This is a genomic window from Marinifilum sp. D714 (assembly GCF_030851345.1).
In the GTDB taxonomy this organism is placed as follows: domain Bacteria; phylum Bacteroidota; class Bacteroidia; order Bacteroidales; family Marinifilaceae; genus Marinifilum.
In genome coordinates this window covers 292,306-314,907 of record NZ_JALPNU010000001.1, presented here as the reverse complement: position 1 = coordinate 314,907, position 22,602 = coordinate 292,306, and the positions used below count along the sequence as shown (strand labels likewise).

Below are 22,602 nucleotides of genomic sequence, written 5' to 3'. Positions count from 1 at the left end.
ATTATTTAAAAGATTGAATGGTAAAATATGATCCTTTTAAAACTTCCTTCCCCAAATTTTAACAGCACCACCCATACCGATATTCATTAATCGTTTGCCGGCATGACCAAGTACAATACCACAAATTAGAGCAATAGTGCCGCAAGTCAATAACAGAATTTTCGATTGTAAATCATCAATTCCTTTCCATGCCAAAAATGGTGTAAAAAAGGATGCAATGAGCATTATGCTGCTGTATATGATTTTCTTTTTAAGAATAGGAGTAGTTACCGATTTAAAACGCAATTTTCCATCGATCATTCCACTTAAAAAAGCACCAAAAACAGTAAATGGAAAAATTACTGCCGAGAATTTTGCTGTGCCCAATAAAATTTCGGGATAGAAATTTGGGAAGAATAGATTGATCAACAATGCCTGTAAAGCAAAAACCAAAGTGGTTTGAGGGAAGTGAACCGCAATAGGATGCAAATCCAAATGTAAAATTCTACTACGTCCAGGAGACATTCTTTCTTTGTATTGTTCGAATACTTTCTTTGGCAAACCACAAGCAGGGCACACATCCTGTAGTTCACTTTCCTTCATTACATAGCCACAAGGCTTACAGATATACAATTTTTCTTCTTGTTTTTCCTTCATAATTGGTTAATTTTTTTAGGTCATAGAACGCATAAATTTACCAAATCATACAAAACAATATGTCTAAATATATATTGGACTAAATATAAATTAACTGCCAATGAATTTATATTTTTTGCTATTACACGGATTTTAGAGGTTTGAATAATGAATTTTACCTGAATATTCTGGACTTATTTCTCTATGCTTTTAACCTGCAAACTCAATTGTTTTCGTGTTTTGTTGATTCCATAAGCGATAAATCCAAGGCCAACTATAATATAGGGAATGCTAAGCAATTGTCCCATGTTGAATTGCATCCCCGATTCGAATGCTACCTGATTTTCCTTAACAAACTCAATAAAAAAGCGAGCTGTAAATATGAGAAACAGTACAGTTCCAAAAAATACTCCATTTTTGAATTTCGCTCTCTTGGTTTTATACAAAAACAGCATAAAAGCAAAAATCAAGAAGTAACAAATTGCTTCGTACAATTGTGCTGGATGACGAGGAATGTTATCGATTCTTTCGAAAACAAAAGCCCATGGTTTTGTGCTTGGCATACCAACAATTTCAGAATTCATTAAATTGGCCAAACGGATAAATCCAGCACTCAATCCTGTAACAACAGCAATTAAATCGATGGTGTCGAGCATGGCATGTTTGGTTTTGCGCGAATAAACAAACAGGGCAATGATTAAGCCTAGCGCACCACCATGACTTGCCAACCCTCTATAACCAGTAAACTCAAATCCACCATTGGATGTGAATTGTATTGGCAATAATATTTCCAAAGGATGATTAAAGTAATAGCTAGGCTCGTAAAATAAACAATGTCCTAGGCGGGCACCAAGCAGAATACCAATTATTCCATACATCGAAAGCTTTTCTAAATTGGCTTCGGGGAGTTTTTCCTGTTTAAATATCCATTTCAAAACAGTAATCGACAATAGAATGCCACTGAGAAATAGTAAACTGTAATATCGTATCGATATGCCAAAAATGTTAATGATTTCTGGATCTGGATTCCAGTTAATTTGAGTTAGAATCATTATTGGTTATTAGTGTTTGTTTTCTGTAGTAGAATAATGAAGAATTCTTTTCTTTATTACTTCTACCTGTTTTTAAACTCTATATTGCAATCTTTGCACATATATGTACTGTTAATATTGTTAAAAGGAACAGAAGAAAATAAAGAGATTACGATAACAACTGCCTTTTTAAACCAGTTCTTGCCCAAGCTCATTTTAATATTTTTCGAATTACAATTAGGACAAACTATTTCTTTCCGAGAGTTCAATTCTAATATCTCAACAGCTTTCTTGTAATCGTCCTGATCGATCATAAGCTCAGCTCCTGAACCCAATATTCTATTATAATGAGGCATTAAATTTGAGAAATTTTCATTCGTCACAAAGCATCTAATTCCCTCATTTTCTAGTCGCCCTTTTATAATATTGGCCTCTATTGGCGATTCGCAGGTCATTAATCGTTTTGTTTTCATTTTATTTCAATTTTATCACCAAGAAACTTCGGCTCTTTACCAATTACCAAATCAATTACCATTTTAACTCTGGCAAGCTTTTCTCTAAGCTGAGTTTTAAAACCATAATGCACACTAACATCTTTAGCATTAAAACCAATCGCATGAATATCTTTGCAATTGGCAATATAAATGGCTCTTTCATTGTGAAATTGTTGAGAGATAATGGTGATGCTATTCTGACCAAAAATCTTTTTACAGCGAACAACAGAATCTAGAGTTCTAAACCCTGCATAATCTAGGTATATATTATTGGCAGGGATACCTTTATTAACCAAGTCTTCTTTTATGGTTGATGGCTCATCATACTCCTTGGTTGAATTGTCTCCACTTACAAGGATAAACTTAATTTTACCAGCTCTGAATAATGCTACAGCAGCATCAATTCTGTACTTGTAATAGAGATTAATCTGGCCATTTGATACATACTTGGCCGTACCAAGAAATAGGCCTACTTTATTATGAGGGATTTTCGTTGTGCTATTGTAGATTTTATCTGCGACAGCTTTTTCAACCAATTTATTAGATCCATAGATACCAATCAAAAATAGAATAACTATGAAAAACAAAGTTTTAAATGTTTTTTTTATATATTTCATTTTTCTATAAAATAAATCTATAGTCATGCAGAAATAGATTGTTGAATTTAGAATAGACAACCTCTATGTTTTAGTCTCCCAAGTTACCAAATCAATTAAACATTAAAAATATATCGCTTATATTATTTGTAAAGAATCCCCCTCACCAATACCAATTATAATTTGATGTTAGCTAGGGGATATATTTAATTTGCTGAATTCGAGTAGAATTACTTTCTGCTATCATACATATAGAAACCAACTACATTTTTCTCCTTATCAATTCTAATCTTTTTAAATACTCTCTGAAAATGATGTTCAGAAGTCAAAGCAGCCGATGGAATTGTATTTTTATTGGTATCCTCAACCAAATAGGACACTACAATCTCCCAAATGTCATCCTCTTTTAGTAATTCTGCTTGCTCTAATCTAAAATCAGGAGTATCCAGATCGGTTAAATCCTGGAGTTGCAATTTTGCGATGTCGAATAATTCTTTTAGAGTCATGTTGTGGTGTTTTATGGGTATTTATTATCAAATTAAAGAGGTCTAGCCCTTTGTCTTTCGTAGTACAAAAGATATGAATTAATTGGGGCGTTAGCCCTAAAATCTTCGTAGAAAAATAAGATACCATATTAATCTGGGGGCGTAGCCCTGATTTCTGATTAGTTCTTGCTTATTCCCCAGTTGTAAAATCCAACTCAAAACTTTCTTGCAGAGGAAAGCCTTGTTTGTCCTCGTTAAAAACCGAACGAAAATCAAGCAAGTACTTGGTGTTAGGTTCTAGTTCAACATGAATACACAGAATGGTTCTTTCTTTGTTTTGCCATTCCAAATCCATTTTGGGCTGTTTGCCTTTATCACTTATTCCGTAGCTAGCCATTGGTTTATCATACTCTACAATAATCTCCTTTAAAGAAGTGCTTACATTGTTAGTTCCCTGTTTCAATGATGTACGAATAATCTTTGGGCAATTGCTCCTAAATTCGCTTAACAAATCATCTGCTATTAAATTGTTCTGCACCTTTACAATTTCGGGCATAAAATCATTTAGGGTAGGGTATTTCGATCGGTTAGATGAATATCGCTCTAATGCTTTATACAATTCATCTATCCACAGAAAACCTTTAGCTTTTTCAGCATTAAGTAATTTCTCCACTACATTTTTACTAGCTCCATTGTCTTCAAAATACCTGATGGTCGAAGCTCTCACCAATATTTCATTAATCATGGTTTGTGCCGATCCATAGGCTTGTCTTCTCATTAAAGTTGAAACCGAGGCAAATAAATCCGTTGCTTTCGATTCCATATCCGAGTAATATTTTTCACCTAATGGATTACAAAACGAGTGGCAGAATTCATGAACCAATGTGCTCTTTTGGTGCTTCTTAAAAACTGGATATCCAGTACTGTCAACCTTATATGCACTCAAAATGGAGTATATGTTTTCTTTACCCGATTTTGTTACATACTTTGGGCCATAGTTTCCACGGTGTAGCAAACCTACAACAATATGGTATTGACCTTTGGGTTTATAGCCAAAAAACTTTTCGAACCATTCAATCTTAATTTCATTGGAAACAAGCTCAAAGCGTTCACCGGCCAAATCATACATTTGTTGGTTGGCTTTAAAGAATGAATTAAACTTACTTTCCAGGTAGAAACGACGAAGTGCCAGAATAAATTCTTCAGCATAATCCCCCCAACGATCATCCAAACCATCTTTATTCAATTGTGGATTAAAATAGACCGAGTTATTTTTAATTTCAAGGTGAATGGCCATCGACATAACAGCATCATAGCCAACACCTCGTTTCTTTCTAAGTTTTTTGGCAAGTTTCACTACTTCATGATTGCTATACTTGTTAAAGTATTCATCAGCAGCATCAGCATGTAGCTTAACTGCATTATTAATATATTCCGGCGATTTTGCCAATCGAAACACCACACTTAGCAATTCAACTCGCTCATCGTATTTCGGACTTAAATTGTTTTGCGCAAAAGAGCTGATGCCTGTTATCAGCAGCAGTAATAGTATTAGTAATCTTGTTTTGGGTTTCATGCTAAGGTGTTTGTAGGTTAGTTGTTTTGTTTTTGCTTTGAAGAGCACAAGCTATAAGCTTAAGCTCGCTGGAAAAAGGGACGTAGTCCTGCATTCTTCGTAGAACAGAAAGCGTGAACTATATTTTAGGGGCGTAGCCCTGAAATCATATAATTTTTTGTAGCTATTGCATCTACATCCCAAATATCCTTTGAAGAGCTTCTCCTAATTTTTCGCCTTTTAAATCTTTGGCTATAATTCTTCCAGAAGGATCTATTAGAATACTCGTAGGAATTAATGAAACGTTATACCTAGCGCCTACATTGCCCTCTTTTGAACCATTGTCTAGTAAGGAAGGCCATGAAATAGCATCTTCTTTGGTAGCTCTTTTCCAATGATCTTCATTTTTATCCGATGATATGTTGAGGATTATAAAGTCTTTGTTTCTGTACTTTTCGTATTCGATTACCAGAGTTTTGTTTGCAGTTCTACATCCAGGACAACCTGCTTTCCAGAATTCCAACAATACAAATTTGCCTTCGAAATCTTTTAAGCTTACCTTATTTCCTTTTGTGTCTTTCAACTCAAAATTTTCAGCCATATCGCCAACTTTAACTTGCTTATTTAATTCCAACCATTTCGCGGTTGATTTTGCATATTTCGACTGCTTTACTTTCGGAGATAAGTTTTCATATAAGGACCTTATTTCCGATTTTGGAAGACCACCAGTAAAGCCTTTCAGCATAAAAGCACTGTACAGTTTATCTGGATTTTCTTCAATATACTGCGCTCCGGATGTAATCCTTTTTTTTATAATTATAGATTGTTGCTTGGATATAGATTTTGCTTTTTCCATATCTCTTGCCTCCATAGCACCCATTAATTGCTTCTGTATACTATCCAATTGAAGTTCTAGTGAAAGGTTCGATTTTAGATAATCGCTATTTTGTTTTTGCAATTCACCACCTTCAACCTTGGCGTATTTAATTTCTCCTTTTTTCCCTTCAATTGCTATGTCGACATCCTCCAAGAAAAGAAATAAATACTCCGACTTTTGTCCTTCTCCTATGAAAATACCCCCAGGAACAGTTTTGCTGTTGATAGAAGAACAATGAAATTTGTTGTCTACAATATAAGTGGTATCAATGCTCTTGTTGATTTCAAAATTCATTAAAACAACCATAGTACTGTCAGGATAACCCGTGATATTTCCGGTGATTTTAATTCTATCCTCTTTATTCTTAAAAGCACTTAATGTCAACAAAAAAATACAGGAGTAAATAATCGCTTTTCTCATAATAGTTCGTTTTTAATTACTTTTTATGTGTGTGGTGTTGTCTTTTTTATAGGGGCTATTGATGGTTGCTATGGCATTAACTTCTTACAAATTGACCTTTAAATATTCTCTTACATCATTGGCAGAAGGATTTACCAATGCTATTTTTCCTGTTTTATCAATTAAAATGGTAATGCCTCCACTATTTTTTATCCCATAATGTTCATTAATTCTTGAATCAAGTTCTGGTTTGTCAATGAGGGTAGTCCATGGGTATTTATCACATTCAAGAATTCGTTTCACATTAGAAATATTGCGATATTTTGATGCTACAGCTACCACTGTAAAATCATTGTTTTTAAATTCTTCATAAACGGATTTTATTTCTCTACTCTTATAAATACAAGGTCCGCACAAAGGAGCCCAAATGTCTATTAGGGCAAATTTACCATCAGCCTCTTTGCTAAGTGTATGTAACTTTCCATTCATGTCGGGTAATGTAAAATCAAAAAAATCACCTCCTTTTTTAATTTCATTTATTCCCCACAATAACTCATTGCTATATTTTGTGTATGGATGATCTTTAAATTTTGAAGCGTATTTCTTTTGTATGGATTTAAGCCTTTCAATATCGAATAGTTCAGGCCATGGTTTTGAATTTTTAACATCTGAAATTAGAGAGGTATAATTGATGATATTAATTTCATTTTCAATGATATTTAATTCTTCATTAATGAGAAATTTATTTAATGAATCCTTTTTAAGTTCTAGTTTTTTAGCCAATTGAGTAAGCCCTTCTCCCGATTCTTCAAGTTTTCGAACTTGATTCCAAATTTCAATTTTTTCACCTTTTGAAGTCAATAGTTTTTCCTTTATTAATAGATCTTTAACAACTTGTGTATGGTATAGATCATTTTTATGTAGTAAAGAAATACTATCGCGTATCAATTGACCAGCGGTATAATCCCTGTGTTGCAGGTCTAGATATTTAGCATACTCTTGATTAATTTTTCCTCCTTTTACAATGTTTTTTCTGAATTCGGACCTTGGATGGATAGTCATTTCAATACATCCATCTATTGGATAAAAAAACAATAGGATTCATGGAACCTTTTATAAATTCATCTTTGAATATCAAATTGTAAGCCTCGGTTTCAGAAAAATTGAACTCATAGCTAAACACTCCATCTTTAATTGGAATGATCACATCGCTGGAATGTACATCATCGAAGTATTTTACAAATATTAATTTGGAACTATAAGGACGATTGATAACTTTTCCCTTAATAATACAAGTTTGTTCTTTTGGAGTACATGCTGATATAGTCAGGCTAATTAGAAAGAATAAAGAAAGAATTTTTGTATTCATTAATTATATTTTAACTGATTTATATGTTCCTGAAACTAAATATTCAGGGATGATTTTTTTTGTTTCTGCGTTTTCTAAATATAGCTGCCGCACAATACTATGCGGCAGTTGTTTCGATTGTTAGTTATAGAGTGCTAATGAGAAGCAAGGCCTCTCATGGGGTAGAATGTTATTTCAGTTGTTGATTTTGAACATCAGTTGTTAAAACCAATAGGCCAGTCAGATAAAATACCTTCCAGTTAATGAATCAATGTTCCAGTTAGGAAAAAGACCCTTCAGTTATGTTTATTTACTTTCCAGTTAGCAAAAACAGCGCTTCAGTTAGGTAATTTACCCTCCAGTTAGTAATATTGCCTTCCAGTTAGATAAAAAATCAACAGTTATAGGTGTTTTCAGATATTTTCATTTTCATCCTCCTTGTTCTTCTGATATTTTCTTCTTTGGTATTCGCTAGAATATCTTTTCTGCATTTCTTCATCATCCCAGAATGCATATTTACCGTATGCACGAATATCATCGACTAATAGCTTCAAGTAAGTGTAGGCTCTGTCACGCATTTGCTTTTCAGGATGCTTTTTGCTACGATGTGCTCCATCAACTACTCTTACCAAATTATTTAGTTTGTGTGATAGTTCATCAGCTCGGGTCAATTTGTTGTTGTCGAAGTTAATAGCACCTAGTTCCTCCGGATAATCTAAGCCAAATCCAGCATAATCACCCATGTCTTGCGCCAGATCTGCACTATCATTTCCTTTGGTAATGTTTTTAAGTTTACGCAAGGCCTCCTTGTTGTTTCTTAAAGCAAACTGAAAATCGTGCTTCAATTCGCGCTGAAGTTTGCTTGCTTCTTCTTCCAGAGCTTCCCATTCTTTAGTATTGTTTGTCGAAGTTTCGTATTTGCGTATCCAAAGTGTTTGTTTATCCGATAAGAAATCAGCTCTTATTGCAAGTTCTTCAATTTTTTCAGGAGCTAGTCCTTTGGCAATTAATGCTTCCTTGTCTTCGGTAGCATCCCTTTGTAAATTACCAGCTTCACGAATTGCAACTTTAATCGGAATGGTAGGCTGTACAATCTGCTCAACAGGAATTTCCATTACCAATTCTTCCAAGCTTTTGGTTGTAGTTGTATCTGTCATTTTTTTGGGTTTTATGGCCGAATAATACGACCGGTTAGTATTAAAAATCATTTTTCGACTCTTGAATTTATGAAATATATGTTAAAACATTACAAGATTCTTGAAATATTTTCTGTTAAAAAATGTAAAATTCCCAATTTTACTGACGATTCAGAATACTGATAAGTAAAACAAGACTTTTTACTCTTTAATTAGTTGAGATGTTCTCTTTGGATTTTATTCATTCTATCGATTTTGCTCACTTTTTATAATGAGGTACAGATTGGCGTGCGAAATTGCGCAGCTGTTCAAAATGGCGCAGCTTACAAATGCTTGCTGTTCAATATTGCACACTTTCGAAATCGATTGAAATGAGTCTTTTGAAAACCTTTTCGAATGTGTAAAATGCAGAAAATCAGCCTTAAATATTTTGAATGATTCTGAATAGTCTTTCCTTGATTTTTTTGGCATTAGGCTTGGTTAGTGAGTGGGCAACAATAATTCGAACCTAACGATTTATTCTAACAATAACTTAATCCAATGAACGATTTAGAAAGATTTATAGAAAAGTCAGAACTAGTAGGTAGTGAGAATTTGGTTCTATCAAACGATGAATTTTCGATGCTACTTAAGAAAGAAAGATTTGACTACGTTGATGTACCAAGTTTTAATCTTAAAAAGGACATTAGAGCTGGAGAGGAAGGAATTGGTACTGCACTGGTAGAAGTTGATTATGGTATAGCAGAAACGGGAACAGTTGTAGTTGATAGTTGTGAAGAAAATAAAAGGTTGGCGACCTGTCTTGCCGAAAAACTTTTGGTGGTTATGCCATTGAGCAAATTGGTAAGCACATTAAATCATGTGGCCGATTTTCTTGAAGAAAGAACATCAGATATGGGAGGATATGTTGCATTTATTACCGGTGCAAGTAGAACAGCCGATATTGAGCGTGTACTAACAGTGGGAGTGCATGGACCTAAGGAGATGACAGTATACATTTTGAATGATTTATAAGAAGCAGCTATGAAGATACACGATCAGATAAACGAGAAATTGCAAGATGAGGTTTTGTATAAGAACCTAAAGAACTTTGCTACTGCTTATAAAGCATCAAAAGAAAATGCATATAAAGGACTGGATTTTGAATCGTTAAGAACTCATGTTCACGATTTAAAGGACAGAGATTTAAATAAAGTAATGCAGCAATTCAACCAGTTTCGCGAAAACGTAGAGAAACATGGTTGTAAGGTATTTCAGGCGAAAACAGGTGAGGATGCTTGTAAATACATTGCTGATGTAATGAAAAAACACAATGCCAAATACATGGTGAAGTCAAAGTCGATGACTTCAGAAGAGATTTTATTGAACCATTATTTGGAAAAAGAGGGATTGCAACCCATCGAGACCGATTTGGGAGAGTGGATTCTACAGTTGGCCAACGAGCATCCTTCGCATATGGTAATGCCTGCCATTCACAAAACTCGTCAGCAGGTGGCTAAAATCTTTGCCGATTACACGGGTGAAGAGGTTGATCCGGATGACATTAAAGCAATGGTTGAAATCGCTCGTCGTTTCTTGCGCGAATCGTATTTCAAATCAGGTGTTGGTATGACTGGAGCTAATGTTGCTGTAGCCAGTACCGGAACCATTGGTTTGGTTACCAACGAGGGTAACGCACGCTTGTCGTCAACCGTTCCTCCGGTACACATTGTATTGGTTGGTTACGAAAAATTGTGTGATGATTTTAACCAGGCATTGGATATTGTACGCGTATTGCCAAAGAGTGCAACCGGGCAAACCATTACCTCATATACTACATGGATTAAAGGACGTACTCCATCCTATAAAAACGAAGAAGGTATCAAGGAAACGCACTATGTATTCTTAGATAATGGACGTTTGGCATTTTTCGAGCATCCAAAATTTAAAGAAGCATTAAAGTGTGTACGTTGTGGTAGTTGTGCCAATATCTGTCCGGCCTACGAAATGGTTGGTGGTCATGTTTATGGCGATCGTTACATCGGTTCTATTGGTTTGATTTTAACGGCTCTTTACCAGGGCGATGAAGCAGCAAAAGATATTCTGAAGATGTGTATTGGTTGTAGAGCTTGTTCTTTCAACTGTCCTTCGGGTATCGATTTGCAAACCTTGATTTCTGATTTGAAATTGGTAGTAGGGAAGAAGTATGGAATCAATCCTGTAAAGAAGAAGGTATTTAAGAACTTGGTAGCAAAGCCGGATAGAATGAAATCTGTTCTTTCAATCGGGGCAAATTTCCAATTTCCATTAACAAAGACATGCAAAACCAATGATGAAAAAATTATTGGTACTGTGCCAATGTTACCGAAGGAAATGGATTTCAGAAAATTCCCGGCTTTGGCTTCTAAAACATTTAGCAAGCGATTCTACAAAGAAGGTTTCGATCAATTTACTTCTGACCGAAAAGTATTCTTTTACCCAGGATGTGCGGTAGAGTATTTCTATCCTGAAATGGGATTGGCCATGGTAAAATTATTGCAGAAGAGCGGTATTCAGGTTGATATTCCTAAAAAAGCAGCTTGTTGTGGTATTCCTGCAATTGCTTCAGGCGATCCAGATAATGCCAAAACCATGATTTTTAATACGCTTGATAACCTGCAAGAGCCTAAGGATTACGAAGCATTGTTAGTGTTGTGTCCTACTTGTGGTGGCGCTATTAAGCATGAGTTTTTAGATTTCACAAAAGAAGACCCAAATAGATATAAGAAAGCTTCGATGTTAGGCGATATGGTAACTCCAATTGGTAAGTTTTTGGAGGAAAATAACATCAAATTCAAAGTGAAAGGAAACAAAAAAGTGACATACCATACACCTTGTCACGATTCTCGTTCATTAGGCTATTCGGCAGAATCATTCCTTTCTAATTTAATAGGAAAACAATTTGTTCCACTTACCGATAGCAATGTTTGTTGTGGATTTGGTGGTACTTATTCTCTTGATTTTGCGAGCATTTCCAACGGAATATTAAACAAGAAAATTGAAAACATTGAGGCTAGCCAAGCTGAATTATTGGTTACCGATTGTCCGGGTTGTGTGATGCAAATTAACGGTGGTTTGATGCACAAGAAAGTACCTGTAAAAGTACTTCACCTTACAGAGTTTATCGAGAACTACCTGGAACTTGTTTAATGTTAAAACATTCGAATCATGGATTTAAAAAACAATAGAATACAACTAGAGGAGAGTTTAAAAGACTTGAAACAAAAGTTAGTGGCTCTTGACATGTTAATGCACAATACCACTATTGTAGGAGATCCGCTTCGAAATAGCAATTCAATACTAAAAAACTATAGTAAATCTAGCCCATTTGCTACAGATAATAAATCTAGTACAAACTAATGTCTCTGAGAAGATTATCATTTGTATAACCCCTTTGTTAGCAGTTATTGACATAACTATTGAGTTTTAAAAGGAGCCTGCTTTGGGCAGGCCCTTTTTTAAACCAAATGCAAAAAAGGATTACTGGAATTTTCTTATCAAGGCAAACTAAAACCTAAATTATTTTATTATGAATGCATTATTAGCTTTTTCGCCAATTCTTTTAACCATAGTGTTAATGGTTGGCTTTAACTGGGGAGCCAAGAAGGCTTTGCCGCTTTCCTTATTAGTGGCAATAGCAGTGGCGTTTGGAGTATGGAAAATTGATATTCACCACATTCTTGGATATTCGGTATTTGGCTTCCTAAAAGCTTTCGACATCCTTATTATTATTTTCGGAGCGATTTTAATTTTGAATACCATGAAACTGTCGGGTGCGATGACCACCATCAACAACGGTTTTAATGGGATTACCAACGATAGACGTATACAAGCCATTATTATAGGTTTCATGTTCGGAGCTTTTATCGAAGGTGCTGCCGGCTTTGGTACTCCAGCCGCTTTGGCGGGACCACTTTTGGTAGGTTTAGGATTCCCACCTTTGGCCGCTGCTATGGTTGCTCTTATTTTTAACTCGGTTCCGGTTCCTTATGGTGCGGTTGGTACGCCTATTAGTGGTGGTGCTATGGTTACCCTGGAACAAAACCTTGCCGATGTAGCTGCCAATCCTGAGGTATTTAAATTGGCATTAACCAAGTGGATTGCGATTCCTAATGCTTTGGTTGGTATTTTTATTCCACTTTTGGGTATCATGATCATGACCAAGTTCTTCGGCAAAGAAAGATCGATTAAACCAGCTTTGGCTGCAGCTCCTTTCGCAATTTTTGCAGGTTTAGCATTTGCTATTCCTTACGTATTAATTGCATCTACTTTAGGTCCTGATCTACCTTCTTTGCTTGGGGCATTTATCGGATTAGGTATTGTTATTTTTGCTGCCAAACGTGGATTTTTGGTTCCAAAGAAAACTTGGGATTTTCCTCCAAAATCAGAGTGGGAAGCAAACTGGAAATCGAATGATAATGGTGGTGATACTGGTGAGGCAAAAATGGGCTTGGTAAAAGCATGGATGCCATATGTACTAATTGCTGTTATTTTGGTTGTAACTCGTATTCCATCTCTTGGATTAAAAGGATGGTTGGCAGCGCAAACGATTACTTTGTCAAACGTATTGGGTATCGAAGGCTTAACTTACGTATTAAAGTGGGCTTATCTTCCAGGTACCATTCCATTCATATTGGTTGCATTAATTACAAATGTAATGCACGGAATGAGTAAGAAACAAATTGTAACATCGTGGAAAACTACTTTCAAGCAACTAAATGGTGCTGCTATCGCCTTATTGGCTGGTGTTGCAATGGTTCAGTTAATGTTAAAATCTGGTGCAAACGGAGCAGGTTTAGATAGTATGCTAACTACCATGGCAACTGCTGTTGCTGATTTATCTGGTAATGCATATCCGGTTATTTCTCCAATTGTAGGGGTATTGGGTTCTTTTATGTCAGGTTCTGCTACAGTATCTAATTTGTTGTTTGCTTCTCTGCAATTCGAAACAGCTACTATTCTGGGAATTCCTCAGGTATTGATTGTAGCAGTTCAAACGATTGGTGCGGCATTGGGTAATATGATTTGTGTAAACAATGTTGTGGCAGTTTGTGCTACGGTAGGATGTATAGGTGCAGAAGGAACAATTATCAGACGTAATGCAATTCCTGCATTTGTATATTATTTAATGGTGATGATTGTAGTGGTAGTACTAATTTCTACAGGATTTAACCCATTGCCATTATAGTAATTTAGAGCTTATTCAGAAAGTAATCTTAGGGTGTGATGATCGTGTTGAAGAAGCCTTGAAGTGTTTGTTGTTTCGTGGTTAGGGTTCAAAAGGCTTCACCAGCTAGAGTAGAGAGGAAGGTCAAACTTTTTGGATAAGCTCAATTACTGAGTTAAGAAAAAAACGTACATTTGTCATACAAGTTACCAGTTGTGTTTGTGTGACAAAATCAAAAACAGAAGATAAATGTTAACAGGAGAATATAAAACGCTATACGATAGATTAGTAAGAAGTATTGATAAGAAACGAATGTTTCATGATCCATTGCACACTTTAGCATGGGGAACTGACGCCAGTTTTTACCGTTTGATCCCAAAATTGGTAATCAAATCGAAAAATGAGGAAGAAGTAAGTTTGATTATGCGTGAGTGTAACGATTTGGATATTCCGGTTACTTATCGTGCAGCGGGTACAAGTTTATCAGGTCAGGCAATTAGTGATTCTGTATTGGTTGTTGCTGGTGATCATTGGAAAAAGCATACAATTTTAAATGATGGTGCAGCCATTCGTTTGCAACCTGGTATTACAGGTGGTAGAGCCAATGCTATTCTTGCACCTTATGGCAAGAAAATTGGACCAGATCCGGCTTCCATTAATGCTGCGATGATTGGGGGTATTGCTGCCAATAATGCATCGGGAATGTGTTGTGGTACCTCTGAAAATTCATACAAAACATTAGATTCTATTCGTGTTGTTTTACACGACGGAACGATTCTAGATACTTCGAGTGAGGAAAGTAAGGCTTCTTTTAAAAAGACTCATGCAAAGCTATTGAGTGATTTGGAGAATCTTGCTAAAGATGTACAAGCAAATGAGACGTTACACAATCGTATCCGCGATAAGTTCAAAATGAAGAACACTACCGGGTACAGTTTGAATGCCTTAATCGATTATACTGATCCATTTGATATTTTGGCTCACATCATGATTGGTTCTGAAGGTACACTTGGATTTATTTCTGAGTTGGTATACAAAACCGTTGTTGAGCACAAACACAAGGCATCTGCATTAATGATTTTTCCTGATATTGAAAAAGCATGTCGTGCGGTATCAACTCTTAAATCGGAGCCGGTTGCAGCAGTAGAGCTTATGGACCGTGCCGCTCTTCGTTCAGTTGAGAATGACGAGGGAGTTCCAACTTACCTAAAGGGATTATCGGAAGGTGCATCGGCAGTATTGGTGGAGACCAGAGCTGAAAGCAATGAGGTATTGTACAAGCAAATCGATATTATCAAAAATTCTATCAAAGAGATTCCTGTTGAGATTCCAATTGAATTTACAGATGTTCCGGCCGAGTTTGCCATGCTTTGGAAAATCCGTAAAGGTTTATTGCCAACAGTTGGTGGTATGCGTAAAACGGGTACTACTGTAATTATCGAGGACGTTTGTTTCCCTGTTCCAAAATTGGCAGAAGCAACTCTTGATCTTCAAGATTTGTTTAAAAAGTATGGATACTCTGAAGCTGTAATTTTTGGTCATGCCTTGGAAGGTAACCTTCACTTTGTATTTACTCAGGATTTTGGTACTCAGGAAGAGATTGATCGTTATGCTGAGTTTATGGACAAATTGGCTGTATTGGTTGTAGAGCGTTACGATGGTGCACTAAAAGCAGAGCACGGTACAGGTCGTAACATGGCTCCATATGTTGAAATGGAGTGGGGAACCGATGCTTATAAGTTAATGAAGCAAATCAAGGAGATTTTTGATCCAAGATATTTGATAAATCCAGGTGTGATTTTAAATGCTGATAAGCAGGCTCACCTGAAGGATTTAAAACCTCTTCCACCAGCGCACGAAAAAGTGGACAAGTGTATGGAGTGTGGTTTCTGTGAGCCATCATGTGTATCGCATAACTTGACTTTAAGTCCGCGTCAGAGAATTGCAACTTACCGCGAAATTAGCCGATTAAAAGCAAGTGGTGAAAAACCACACGAATTGGCTACCTTAATCAAGAATTTCGACTATGAAGCAATGCAGCTTTGCGCTACTGATAGTTTATGTGCTCTTGCTTGTCCGGTAAAAATTGACACTGGTAAATTGGTAAAAGAACTTCGTGCTGATGAGGCTTCACCTAAGGCTAAGAAAATTGCCATGTGGTGTGCTGATAATATGGATAAGGTTCAATCTTATGCCAAAACAGGCTTGAACACAGTAAACTTTTTCCATTCGATATTAGGCTCAGGTTTAATGGGTGGTATTGCAGGAGGAATGAGAGCCGTTTCAGGAAATTCAATCCCTCGTTGGAATAAGGCATTCCCTAAGGGAGCTCCTAAAATTGTTCCTCCAACTGTGGATAAATCAAATCCTAAAAAGGTGGTTTATTTCCCATCATGTATCAATCGTAGTATGGGAACATCGAAGGATTACGATGAGAAAGTTGCATTGACCAAGAAAACTGAAGAATTAATTAAGAAAGCTGGTTATGAAATCATCTACCCGGAAGATTTGAACAACCATTGTTGTGGTATGGCATTCTTAAGTAAAGGTTTCAAGGAAGCAGGTATGAAGAAGTCGAATGCTTTGGAAGCTGCTCTTTTGAAAGCAAGTGATAATGGAAAGTATCCGGTTCTTTGTGATATGAGTCCTTGCTTGTATACCATGAAAGAAAACATGGAACCTAAATTGAAATTATACGAACCTATTGAATTTATTACTGATCATTTAGCTGATCATTTGAATTTCACTCCTGTTGACGAAACGGTATCAGTATTTGCAGTTTGTTCTGCGAAAAAGCTGGGCGTTGATGGCAAGTTGGTTGAATTGGCACAAAAGTGTGCTAAGAATGTTGTAAAACCAGATACAAACTGTTGTGGTTTTGCCGGCGATCGTGGATTTACCCATCCAGAATTGAATGATCATGGATTGCGCGATTTGAAAATTCAGCATCCTGCTGATGTGAAGCATGGATATTCAACTAGTAGAACATGTGAGATTGGACTGACTATGAATAGTGGGGTTTCCTACCAATCTATTATCTACTTGGTTGATCGTGCAACTACAGCTAAATAATTAAACCTATTTAATTAATTTTAAGACTGGAACAGGCGTATTCTATTAAAGATATTACTTGCATGCCGAATCGGGGTACGTCCTGTTTCTAGTTTTAACCTATGAAAACACTATGAAGAAATTATTAGCAATAGCATTGAGTTTGTTGCCATTGGCATCTTTTGCTCAAAAAAAAGAAGATATAAAAGTTAAGCTTGGTGGATTCGTTTCTGCAGAAGCAATTTTTGATACAAGAAAAACAGTAAATGCTCGCGAAGGTGAAGTAATCCTTTATCCAGCAGCCAAAGATTACGATATCAATGGAGAAGATTTAAATGATCGTTCTGAATTGTTTATGACTTCTATTCACTCTCGATTAAATGTGGGTGTTACAGGCTTCCAGGCATTTGGAGCTAAAGGTTCTGCTACCATCCAAGGAGACTTTGTTGGAACATCAAACGATAAATCAGGTTTGTTTCGTTTAAGACATGCATTTGTGAAGCTTGATTGGGGAAAGGATGAATTATTGGTTGGTAAGTACTGGCATCCAATGTTTGTTACTTCTTGTTTCCCTAAAGTACAGCACTGGGGTGGAGGTATTCCATTTAATGTATTGGGAAGAGCTCCTCAATTCCGCTACACTCGTAAATTCGATAAGGGGTATGCAATGATTGCAGCTTTGTCGGAATTGGATTTTAAATCTCCGGGACCTGATGGTGCAAATGTAAAGTATGTGCAGCAAGCTAGTATTCCTGAATTATCAGCTCAGGTAAAATACGACTTTGCAAAAGGATTTACTTTAGGCGCAACTGCAGGAGTTAAATTCTTAAAACCAATGATTGAAAATCCATTGGGTGCAAAAACAGATGAAATGTTATCAAGTGTTCAGATGAATGCCTGGATGACTGTGAAATCTGATAAGGTAGTTTGGAACCTTCATACCATTTATGGTCAAAACATGTACAATTTTGTAATGTTAGGTGGTTATGGTGTGAAGAATGTGAAAGCAAATGGAGATTACGAATACACCAATATAACTACACAATCTATTTGGTCTGATATTTATACAACTACTGGGAATGTTCGTTATGGCTTATTTGCAGGATATACTAAGAATCTTGGTGCAAGCGACGACTTAGCTACAGATGCTAATGGTTTTGTTGGATTGTATAGCCGTGGTTCAAATATCGACTACGTATATCAGTTTGGTCCAAGAGTGGAGTGGTATTCTGGTAAGTTCATGATTGGTACACAAGCTTTATATACTGCAGCTGCATACGGAACTACCCAGATAAATGGTAAGGTTGCAGATTCTTCGGAAGTAGGAAGTGCTCGTTTTATGGTACACCTAAAGTATTCTTTCTGAAAAATATAAGACTAAGAAAGCCTGTTTTCAATTTTTGTACGTTTAGCTAGTATAAATATATACTGGTGGTTTTTTACAAAGCCTCAAGCTTAATGCTTGGGGCTTTTGTTGTTGTTTATATTTTAATCATAGTATAAAAACTAGTATTATAATAAAGAAAAATGTTGTATTGACCTGTCATATTAATATGTTAGGAAAATTAATTTATTCATTATGTTTTGTGTAGAACAATTTTAAAAGCTTAAATAATTGTTTAAAAATGTTAAAATTTGAAAAAATCTTATATCTTTAGAGTCTAATTCCTACCGAAAGGTAGTAATGAGTTAAAGGTTCAACCGTAAGGTTGGTTAGTAGGTTAATTAACCCTTTAGAATTGTTGCCCGTGATTCCCCTATGTCACGGGCTTTTTCTTTTTCTGCAGTCCAATAATCCAACAACCCAATAATCAAACCATCAATAGCTGCTGATTTTGGTCTCTGGTAAGCATTGTGATGGCTGAGTTCCGAAAGGATTTAATACCATTAAAATGTGCCTGTATTAGTAGTCCAGAGTCTCCATCCATATTATTCATTATTAATTAATCATTACTAATTAAAAAGGGCAACCCATAATGAAATGAATCGCCCTTTTGTTTATTATCGAAGGTTTAATTATTCCGCTTTTCTACATAAAGGATCAGCACCAATTGTACCTACTAAACTTTCAAGATATTCAGCAGACTTAACGTGTTCTAAATCTTTCTTAGCTTTTGCATATCGATCTGCAAGGCTTAAGTCTTCGCTCCATTCAGCGTTTAACTTCTTAGCCATGAATGTTTCAATATAAGTAATTTGCTTTTCGTAGAATTCAATATCGATTTGTTGCTTGCGTTTCAATCTTTCTTTGTACCAATCAGAATTGATTACAACATCACGATCGAATTGTTTACGCAATTCAGGATCAGAGATCTCTTTTCCTTCATATTCTCCGTAAGCCATAATGCTTAATAGAATCTTCAATGGAGGAATCGCAGCATCAACACTATTATCCTTAAAGTAATTTACTGCAACTTTTTCCTGAGCTTCGCAAATGTTCTTAATACCATCTACATATGCTTCCATATCTTGAATCTCTGGTTTCAACATTCTTTCGTTGAATACATTTTGAGGTTCATCGAAGATGCGGTTCATATAACGGAACAAGAATTCTTCAGTAATACGATATCCTAAACGAGAAGCATAGATTTTTTCTCCATTGTAGTCGAAATCATTTAATTTTTCCAATGAACCTTCGTTGATTAACAATTTAGGATCACGGTTTTCTTCTTTCAAACGACACCACAGTTCAGGAATCAACAATGAAACATCATGGTCGAATCTGTTTTCAGTTCCTACGTGACCTGCTGCCGATGAGAATCCTTGATATCCGGTAAGGATATAGGAAAGTAAGGCATTGTTCAAGTCGGTAGTTGGCGACAACATATTGAAAGGACCTTTTGTTAATGCACCTTCAGTACCCGCTCCAGTTGTTGATGGAGATTTACCAGTTAAACTACAGATAAAATCCATAAACAATTCAGGCAGTTCTTGGTAGTGAATTGGATTGTAAACACTCAATGCACGAATTCCAGCTTCCTTTTCTGGCGGATTGTTTCTTCGTCCTGGAAGAACTGCATTTACTGGGTGATATACTGCTTGATCCAATGATATTCTTCTTGCAAGACGAATTCCTACCTCGGCCAAACGATCATCAATTGGATTTACCAAATCAGGTCTGATCTGAAGATATCTAGGGTTTTTAGACGGTGCACCATCTACAATTCTAGGATGCGATGGAGAAATAAAATAGTTAGACTTTTTACTATCGGCTCCACGTTTAATCACTTCCTGAATTGGTTTGGTATACATATCAAAACCAATCGCATCAGCAATTAACTCCTTACCATCTTCAGTAGTCAATGGTTCGTAATTAGATGTGAAGTTATTTCTCATTGATAGATCTGCCTCAGCTTCTTTGTCATATCCTCTGTGAATCGCTTCATCAGGACGCTGGAAGAATCTCTTCTCACAGTTGGTGGTAATCTTAACACTCTTGTTATCGTATGCTTCGTTAAGATTTTTCAGTTGATTTGAAGGAAGAACTACAGAAGCAGTAATATCATCTTCCATTTGAATCTTAGCTGCAGCAATAAAATCTTGACGCAATTTGTTCAAATACCAAGAATTGTCATTAGCGAATCCAACACGTAAGTAACTGGCAACAATCTTACGGTTGTTGAATAGCAATTCGTGTCCTTTTCTACCGTTGATTACGTCAACTGAGAAGTAATCTCTCCAGTTGCTGTCTGTACGCTCTGGACGATAGAATCTTTTAACGAATAACACCAATGCCTTAACGTGATCCGGAATGGTGTTAAGGAATTCATTGTATTCGTTGGTATAATATTTCGAAGGAGTTAATAATTTCACCACGGATCCTAGTGAACGATCAGAGCTTAATAAAGATCTTGATGGTTCAGTTCTATCTGGATGATCTTTCCAACGTTTTGTATAATCATGATTAATTACTTCATCAGCCAGGTTAAAATCTTTTTCCATGTCTTGTACATAGAAAGAGCTATAAATAATAGCATTCAGAAGTGATTTGGAAATTTCAGACTTACCTCCACCTGACACTGTACATGGCTTGTGACAGAAAGTACCTTCAGAAGCAGTACTTACCAATCTCCACGATGGTGCGGTTGGGTGCTTCTCCATGTGCATTTTATATCCAGATGGATGCACATAGTAATGATCTGGTAATAATCTGATGCTTTCTTCTTTTCCATCTTTTTCCCAGCTTACTTTGCTTTGGTAAAGATCGATATTTGCATTTTCATTGATGTAATAAATGTTTGGATACTCCTTATCAGTAGCAAATCCTTCAGGATATACATCCATGGTTGCACCAAATTGCTTCACCACTTCATCGTAGCTGTAGTGTTTTTTCAATACGTTCTTCATGAACAATGATCCACTAAAGCTGTCTCCTAAATTCTTTCTTGGGAAAGCAATAGCACCACCAGCATGCTCTTCTTCAGCTAAACCATAAAGGTTAGCAGAGAAACTGATTTGTGTTTTGATCTCTTTTTTCGAGTATCCGAAATAGTTATCTGCAATTAAAGTAACTACAACACCATTCTCGCTGCGGCAAGTTAATTTAAATGCAGTACCATTGTTGTAAAGTTCGTCTTCTTTGATCCAGCAAACACCATCTCTTTTCTGACGCTCTGTTGCATCATCGTAATGTGGCAAGCCTAACTCTTTTTTGGTAAGCTTTGTTAATTGAGGAGCCAAAATAATACATCCAGTATGTCCAGTCCAGTGTTCAATATCCAAACCAGAATCATTAGCTGGAATATTTGGATCACCGGCATTACCGAAAATTGATTCTACGAAGTCCAGGTTACTTACAAGACTACCTGGAGCAAAGAATCTAACTTCCATAGATTTTTGGCTAATCACATCTTTTACTTCAGGACAAACAATTGGACGAAGCAAAAGAGATACCATCAATTCAGCTTTATCTTCCTGTGCAGATGTGAAAGGCAATTGCTTGGTTTCTGCAGATGGAGTAAGTGCTGCTTTTAAGAATCTTGAAAATGCTATTTTAGGTACTTCGATTTTATCCAATGGTACAGGAAGACTGCCTTCTACAATATGGAATGATCCTTTAGTAGTTCTTCTATCATGCTTTGGGTTATGAAGCACACCTTGTTTTATTCTATATGAACTTAAAAGTTCTGTAATGTGTTCATCCTTGTTTGGAGGCAAACTTAATTCTCTTGCAATTCCAGGTTGGTCAAGAATAAATGTATCTGTAGGAAGTTGAGCAACTTCATCGTCTACATCTTTTAAATAATCATTCAGAAAGTTCTGTATACGTTGGTCGGCAGGGCAAAGATGATCTGCTAATAAACGAGATTTAGCTCGATAGTTTTGGATTAAACTATCCGTCAATTCGATAAATTTAGGATCAGATAATTGCTTTTTTCCCTCTTGGGAATCTCCTTTGTAAATAGGTTGCCCCATAGAAGCCAATTGAAGGTTGATATAACGGATTAAGTCTTTTTGACTACCCTTAACCTTCTTTTTAATTTCGCTTGGTTTTTTACTTTGCATATGTCTCCAATTTTTGTTTGCTTAGGGAATGACGGAATCAAAAATACTTTATTTTTTCACTTGGCAAAAATTCCTACATTCCACACTATAGCCCCAATCCCTCCAATTTAACCTTGCTATTTTTAGTTAGATAAAATTGTATGAATCGAAAACGATTTAATCTTGATAGTTTGCATTCAATTTAGACTTAATCTAAATTATAGAATTATTAGAGATTTATTAAAAACGGGCTTGCGAGAATCGATTTTATACAAAATTAGATCAATTTTTTCACATGGACTTAGAAAAAAAAGGGTCTAAGTTTATGATTTTAGCAATTCGTTGG

General features: G+C 36.0%; 17 protein-coding genes. 6 read left to right on the top strand and 11 right to left on the bottom strand.

Annotation, left to right across the window (positions count from 1 at the left end; all coding sequences use genetic code 11):
• Nucleotides 1–36: 36 nt before the first annotated feature.
• From M0051_RS01270 to M0051_RS01225, 10 genes are all read right to left on the bottom strand, one after another.
• Nucleotides 37–636 (bottom strand): rubredoxin-like domain-containing protein, encoded by a 600-nt coding sequence (locus M0051_RS01270; protein WP_306739739.1) that lies wholly within the window; start codon nucleotides 634–636, stop codon nucleotides 37–39.
• Between the two features lie 173 nt (nucleotides 637–809).
• Nucleotides 810–1,667: a prolipoprotein diacylglyceryl transferase gene (gene lgt, locus M0051_RS01265; protein ID WP_306739738.1), complete on the bottom strand. Its 858-nt coding sequence runs from the start codon at nucleotides 1,665–1,667 to the stop codon at nucleotides 810–812.
• Nucleotides 1,668–1,729: 62 nt separating this feature from the next.
• Complete coding sequence (locus M0051_RS01260; RefSeq protein WP_306739737.1) at nucleotides 1,730–2,119, bottom strand: DUF2007 domain-containing protein; 390 nt, start codon at nucleotides 2,117–2,119, stop codon at nucleotides 1,730–1,732.
• Nucleotides 2,116–2,757: a vancomycin high temperature exclusion protein gene (locus tag M0051_RS01255; protein WP_306739736.1), complete on the bottom strand. Its 642-nt coding sequence runs from the start codon at nucleotides 2,755–2,757 to the stop codon at nucleotides 2,116–2,118. Before M0051_RS01255 ends, M0051_RS01260 begins: the two co-directional genes overlap by 4 nt.
• A gap of 209 nt (nucleotides 2,758–2,966) precedes the next feature.
• Nucleotides 2,967–3,242, bottom strand: coding sequence for a hypothetical protein (locus tag M0051_RS01250; RefSeq protein ID WP_306739735.1), 276 nt, complete (start codon nucleotides 3,240–3,242; stop codon nucleotides 2,967–2,969).
• Between the two features lie 169 nt (nucleotides 3,243–3,411).
• The gene (locus M0051_RS01245; RefSeq protein WP_306739734.1) at nucleotides 3,412–4,797 is read right to left on the bottom strand and encodes a DUF4932 domain-containing protein; all 1,386 of its coding nucleotides are present in this window, start codon (nucleotides 4,795–4,797) and stop codon (nucleotides 3,412–3,414) included.
• 172 nt (nucleotides 4,798–4,969) lie between these two features.
• Complete coding sequence (locus tag M0051_RS01240) at nucleotides 4,970–6,073, bottom strand: TlpA disulfide reductase family protein (RefSeq protein WP_306739732.1); 1,104 nt, start codon at nucleotides 6,071–6,073, stop codon at nucleotides 4,970–4,972.
• An 84-nt stretch (nucleotides 6,074–6,157) separates the two neighbouring features.
• Nucleotides 6,158–7,114: a peroxiredoxin gene (locus M0051_RS01235; RefSeq protein ID WP_306739731.1), complete on the bottom strand. Its 957-nt coding sequence runs from the start codon at nucleotides 7,112–7,114 to the stop codon at nucleotides 6,158–6,160.
• Between the two features lies 1 nt (nucleotide 7,115).
• A complete protein-coding gene (locus M0051_RS01230; RefSeq protein ID WP_306739730.1) occupies nucleotides 7,116–7,421 on the bottom strand; it encodes a hypothetical protein in 306 nt (101 codons plus the stop codon).
• Nucleotides 7,422–7,813: 392 nt separating this feature from the next.
• Complete coding sequence (locus tag M0051_RS01225) at nucleotides 7,814–8,557, bottom strand: hypothetical protein (RefSeq protein ID WP_306739729.1); 744 nt, start codon at nucleotides 8,555–8,557, stop codon at nucleotides 7,814–7,816.
• Between the two features lie 519 nt (nucleotides 8,558–9,076).
• Between M0051_RS01225 and M0051_RS01220 the strand changes: the two genes are divergently transcribed.
• From M0051_RS01220 to M0051_RS01195, 6 genes are all read left to right on the top strand, one after another.
• On the top strand, nucleotides 9,077–9,550 hold the full coding sequence (locus M0051_RS01220) for a lactate utilization protein (RefSeq protein WP_306739728.1): 474 nt from the start codon (nucleotides 9,077–9,079) through the stop codon (nucleotides 9,548–9,550).
• Between the two features lie 9 nt (nucleotides 9,551–9,559).
• Nucleotides 9,560–11,704: an L-lactate dehydrogenase (quinone) large subunit LdhH gene (ldhH, locus tag M0051_RS01215; protein ID WP_306739727.1), complete on the top strand. Its 2,145-nt coding sequence runs from the start codon at nucleotides 9,560–9,562 to the stop codon at nucleotides 11,702–11,704.
• 18 nt (nucleotides 11,705–11,722) lie between these two features.
• The gene (locus M0051_RS01210) at nucleotides 11,723–11,914 is read left to right on the top strand and encodes a hypothetical protein (RefSeq protein WP_306739726.1); all 192 of its coding nucleotides are present in this window, start codon (nucleotides 11,723–11,725) and stop codon (nucleotides 11,912–11,914) included.
• A gap of 169 nt (nucleotides 11,915–12,083) precedes the next feature.
• Nucleotides 12,084–13,742: an L-lactate permease gene (locus M0051_RS01205; protein WP_306739725.1), complete on the top strand. Its 1,659-nt coding sequence runs from the start codon at nucleotides 12,084–12,086 to the stop codon at nucleotides 13,740–13,742.
• Nucleotides 13,743–13,970: 228 nt separating this feature from the next.
• On the top strand, nucleotides 13,971–16,793 hold the full coding sequence (locus tag M0051_RS01200; protein ID WP_306739724.1) for an FAD-binding and (Fe-S)-binding domain-containing protein: 2,823 nt from the start codon (nucleotides 13,971–13,973) through the stop codon (nucleotides 16,791–16,793).
• A 112-nt stretch (nucleotides 16,794–16,905) separates the two neighbouring features.
• Nucleotides 16,906–18,138 (top strand): hypothetical protein, encoded by a 1,233-nt coding sequence (locus M0051_RS01195; protein ID WP_306739723.1) that lies wholly within the window; start codon nucleotides 16,906–16,908, stop codon nucleotides 18,136–18,138.
• A gap of 650 nt (nucleotides 18,139–18,788) precedes the next feature.
• Here the strand turns inward: M0051_RS01195 and M0051_RS01190 are convergent.
• Entirely contained in the window at nucleotides 18,789–22,277 is a 3,489-nt protein-coding gene (locus M0051_RS01190) for a hypothetical protein (RefSeq protein ID WP_306739722.1), read from the bottom strand.
• Nucleotides 22,278–22,602: the final 325 nt, after the last annotated feature.

Coding starts and splice junctions, on each gene's coding strand:
- M0051_RS01270 (WP_306739739.1), bottom strand. CDS start 636: ATGAAGGAAAAACAAGAAGAAAAATTGTATATCTGTAAGCCTTGTGGC.
- lgt (WP_306739738.1), bottom strand. CDS start 1,667: ATGATTCTAACTCAAATTAACTGGAATCCAGATCCAGAAATCATTAAC.
- M0051_RS01260 (WP_306739737.1), bottom strand. CDS start 2,119: ATGAAAACAAAACGATTAATGACCTGCGAATCGCCAATAGAGGCCAAT.
- M0051_RS01255 (WP_306739736.1), bottom strand. CDS start 2,757: ATGAAATATATAAAAAAAACATTTAAAACTTTGTTTTTCATAGTTATT.
- M0051_RS01250 (WP_306739735.1), bottom strand. CDS start 3,242: ATGACTCTAAAAGAATTATTCGACATCGCAAAATTGCAACTCCAGGAT.
- M0051_RS01245 (WP_306739734.1), bottom strand. CDS start 4,797: ATGAAACCCAAAACAAGATTACTAATACTATTACTGCTGCTGATAACA.
- M0051_RS01240 (WP_306739732.1), bottom strand. CDS start 6,073: ATGAGAAAAGCGATTATTTACTCCTGTATTTTTTTGTTGACATTAAGT.
- M0051_RS01235 (WP_306739731.1), bottom strand. CDS start 7,114: ATGACTATCCATCCAAGGTCCGAATTCAGAAAAAACATTGTAAAAGGA.
- M0051_RS01230 (WP_306739730.1), bottom strand. CDS start 7,421: ATGAATACAAAAATTCTTTCTTTATTCTTTCTAATTAGCCTGACTATA.
- M0051_RS01225 (WP_306739729.1), bottom strand. CDS start 8,557: ATGACAGATACAACTACAACCAAAAGCTTGGAAGAATTGGTAATGGAA.
- M0051_RS01220 (WP_306739728.1), top strand. CDS start 9,077: ATGAACGATTTAGAAAGATTTATAGAAAAGTCAGAACTAGTAGGTAGT.
- ldhH (WP_306739727.1), top strand. CDS start 9,560: ATGAAGATACACGATCAGATAAACGAGAAATTGCAAGATGAGGTTTTG.
- M0051_RS01210 (WP_306739726.1), top strand. CDS start 11,723: ATGGATTTAAAAAACAATAGAATACAACTAGAGGAGAGTTTAAAAGAC.
- M0051_RS01205 (WP_306739725.1), top strand. CDS start 12,084: ATGAATGCATTATTAGCTTTTTCGCCAATTCTTTTAACCATAGTGTTA.
- M0051_RS01200 (WP_306739724.1), top strand. CDS start 13,971: ATGTTAACAGGAGAATATAAAACGCTATACGATAGATTAGTAAGAAGT.
- M0051_RS01195 (WP_306739723.1), top strand. CDS start 16,906: ATGAAGAAATTATTAGCAATAGCATTGAGTTTGTTGCCATTGGCATCT.
- M0051_RS01190 (WP_306739722.1), bottom strand. CDS start 22,277: ATGCAAAGTAAAAAACCAAGCGAAATTAAAAAGAAGGTTAAGGGTAGT.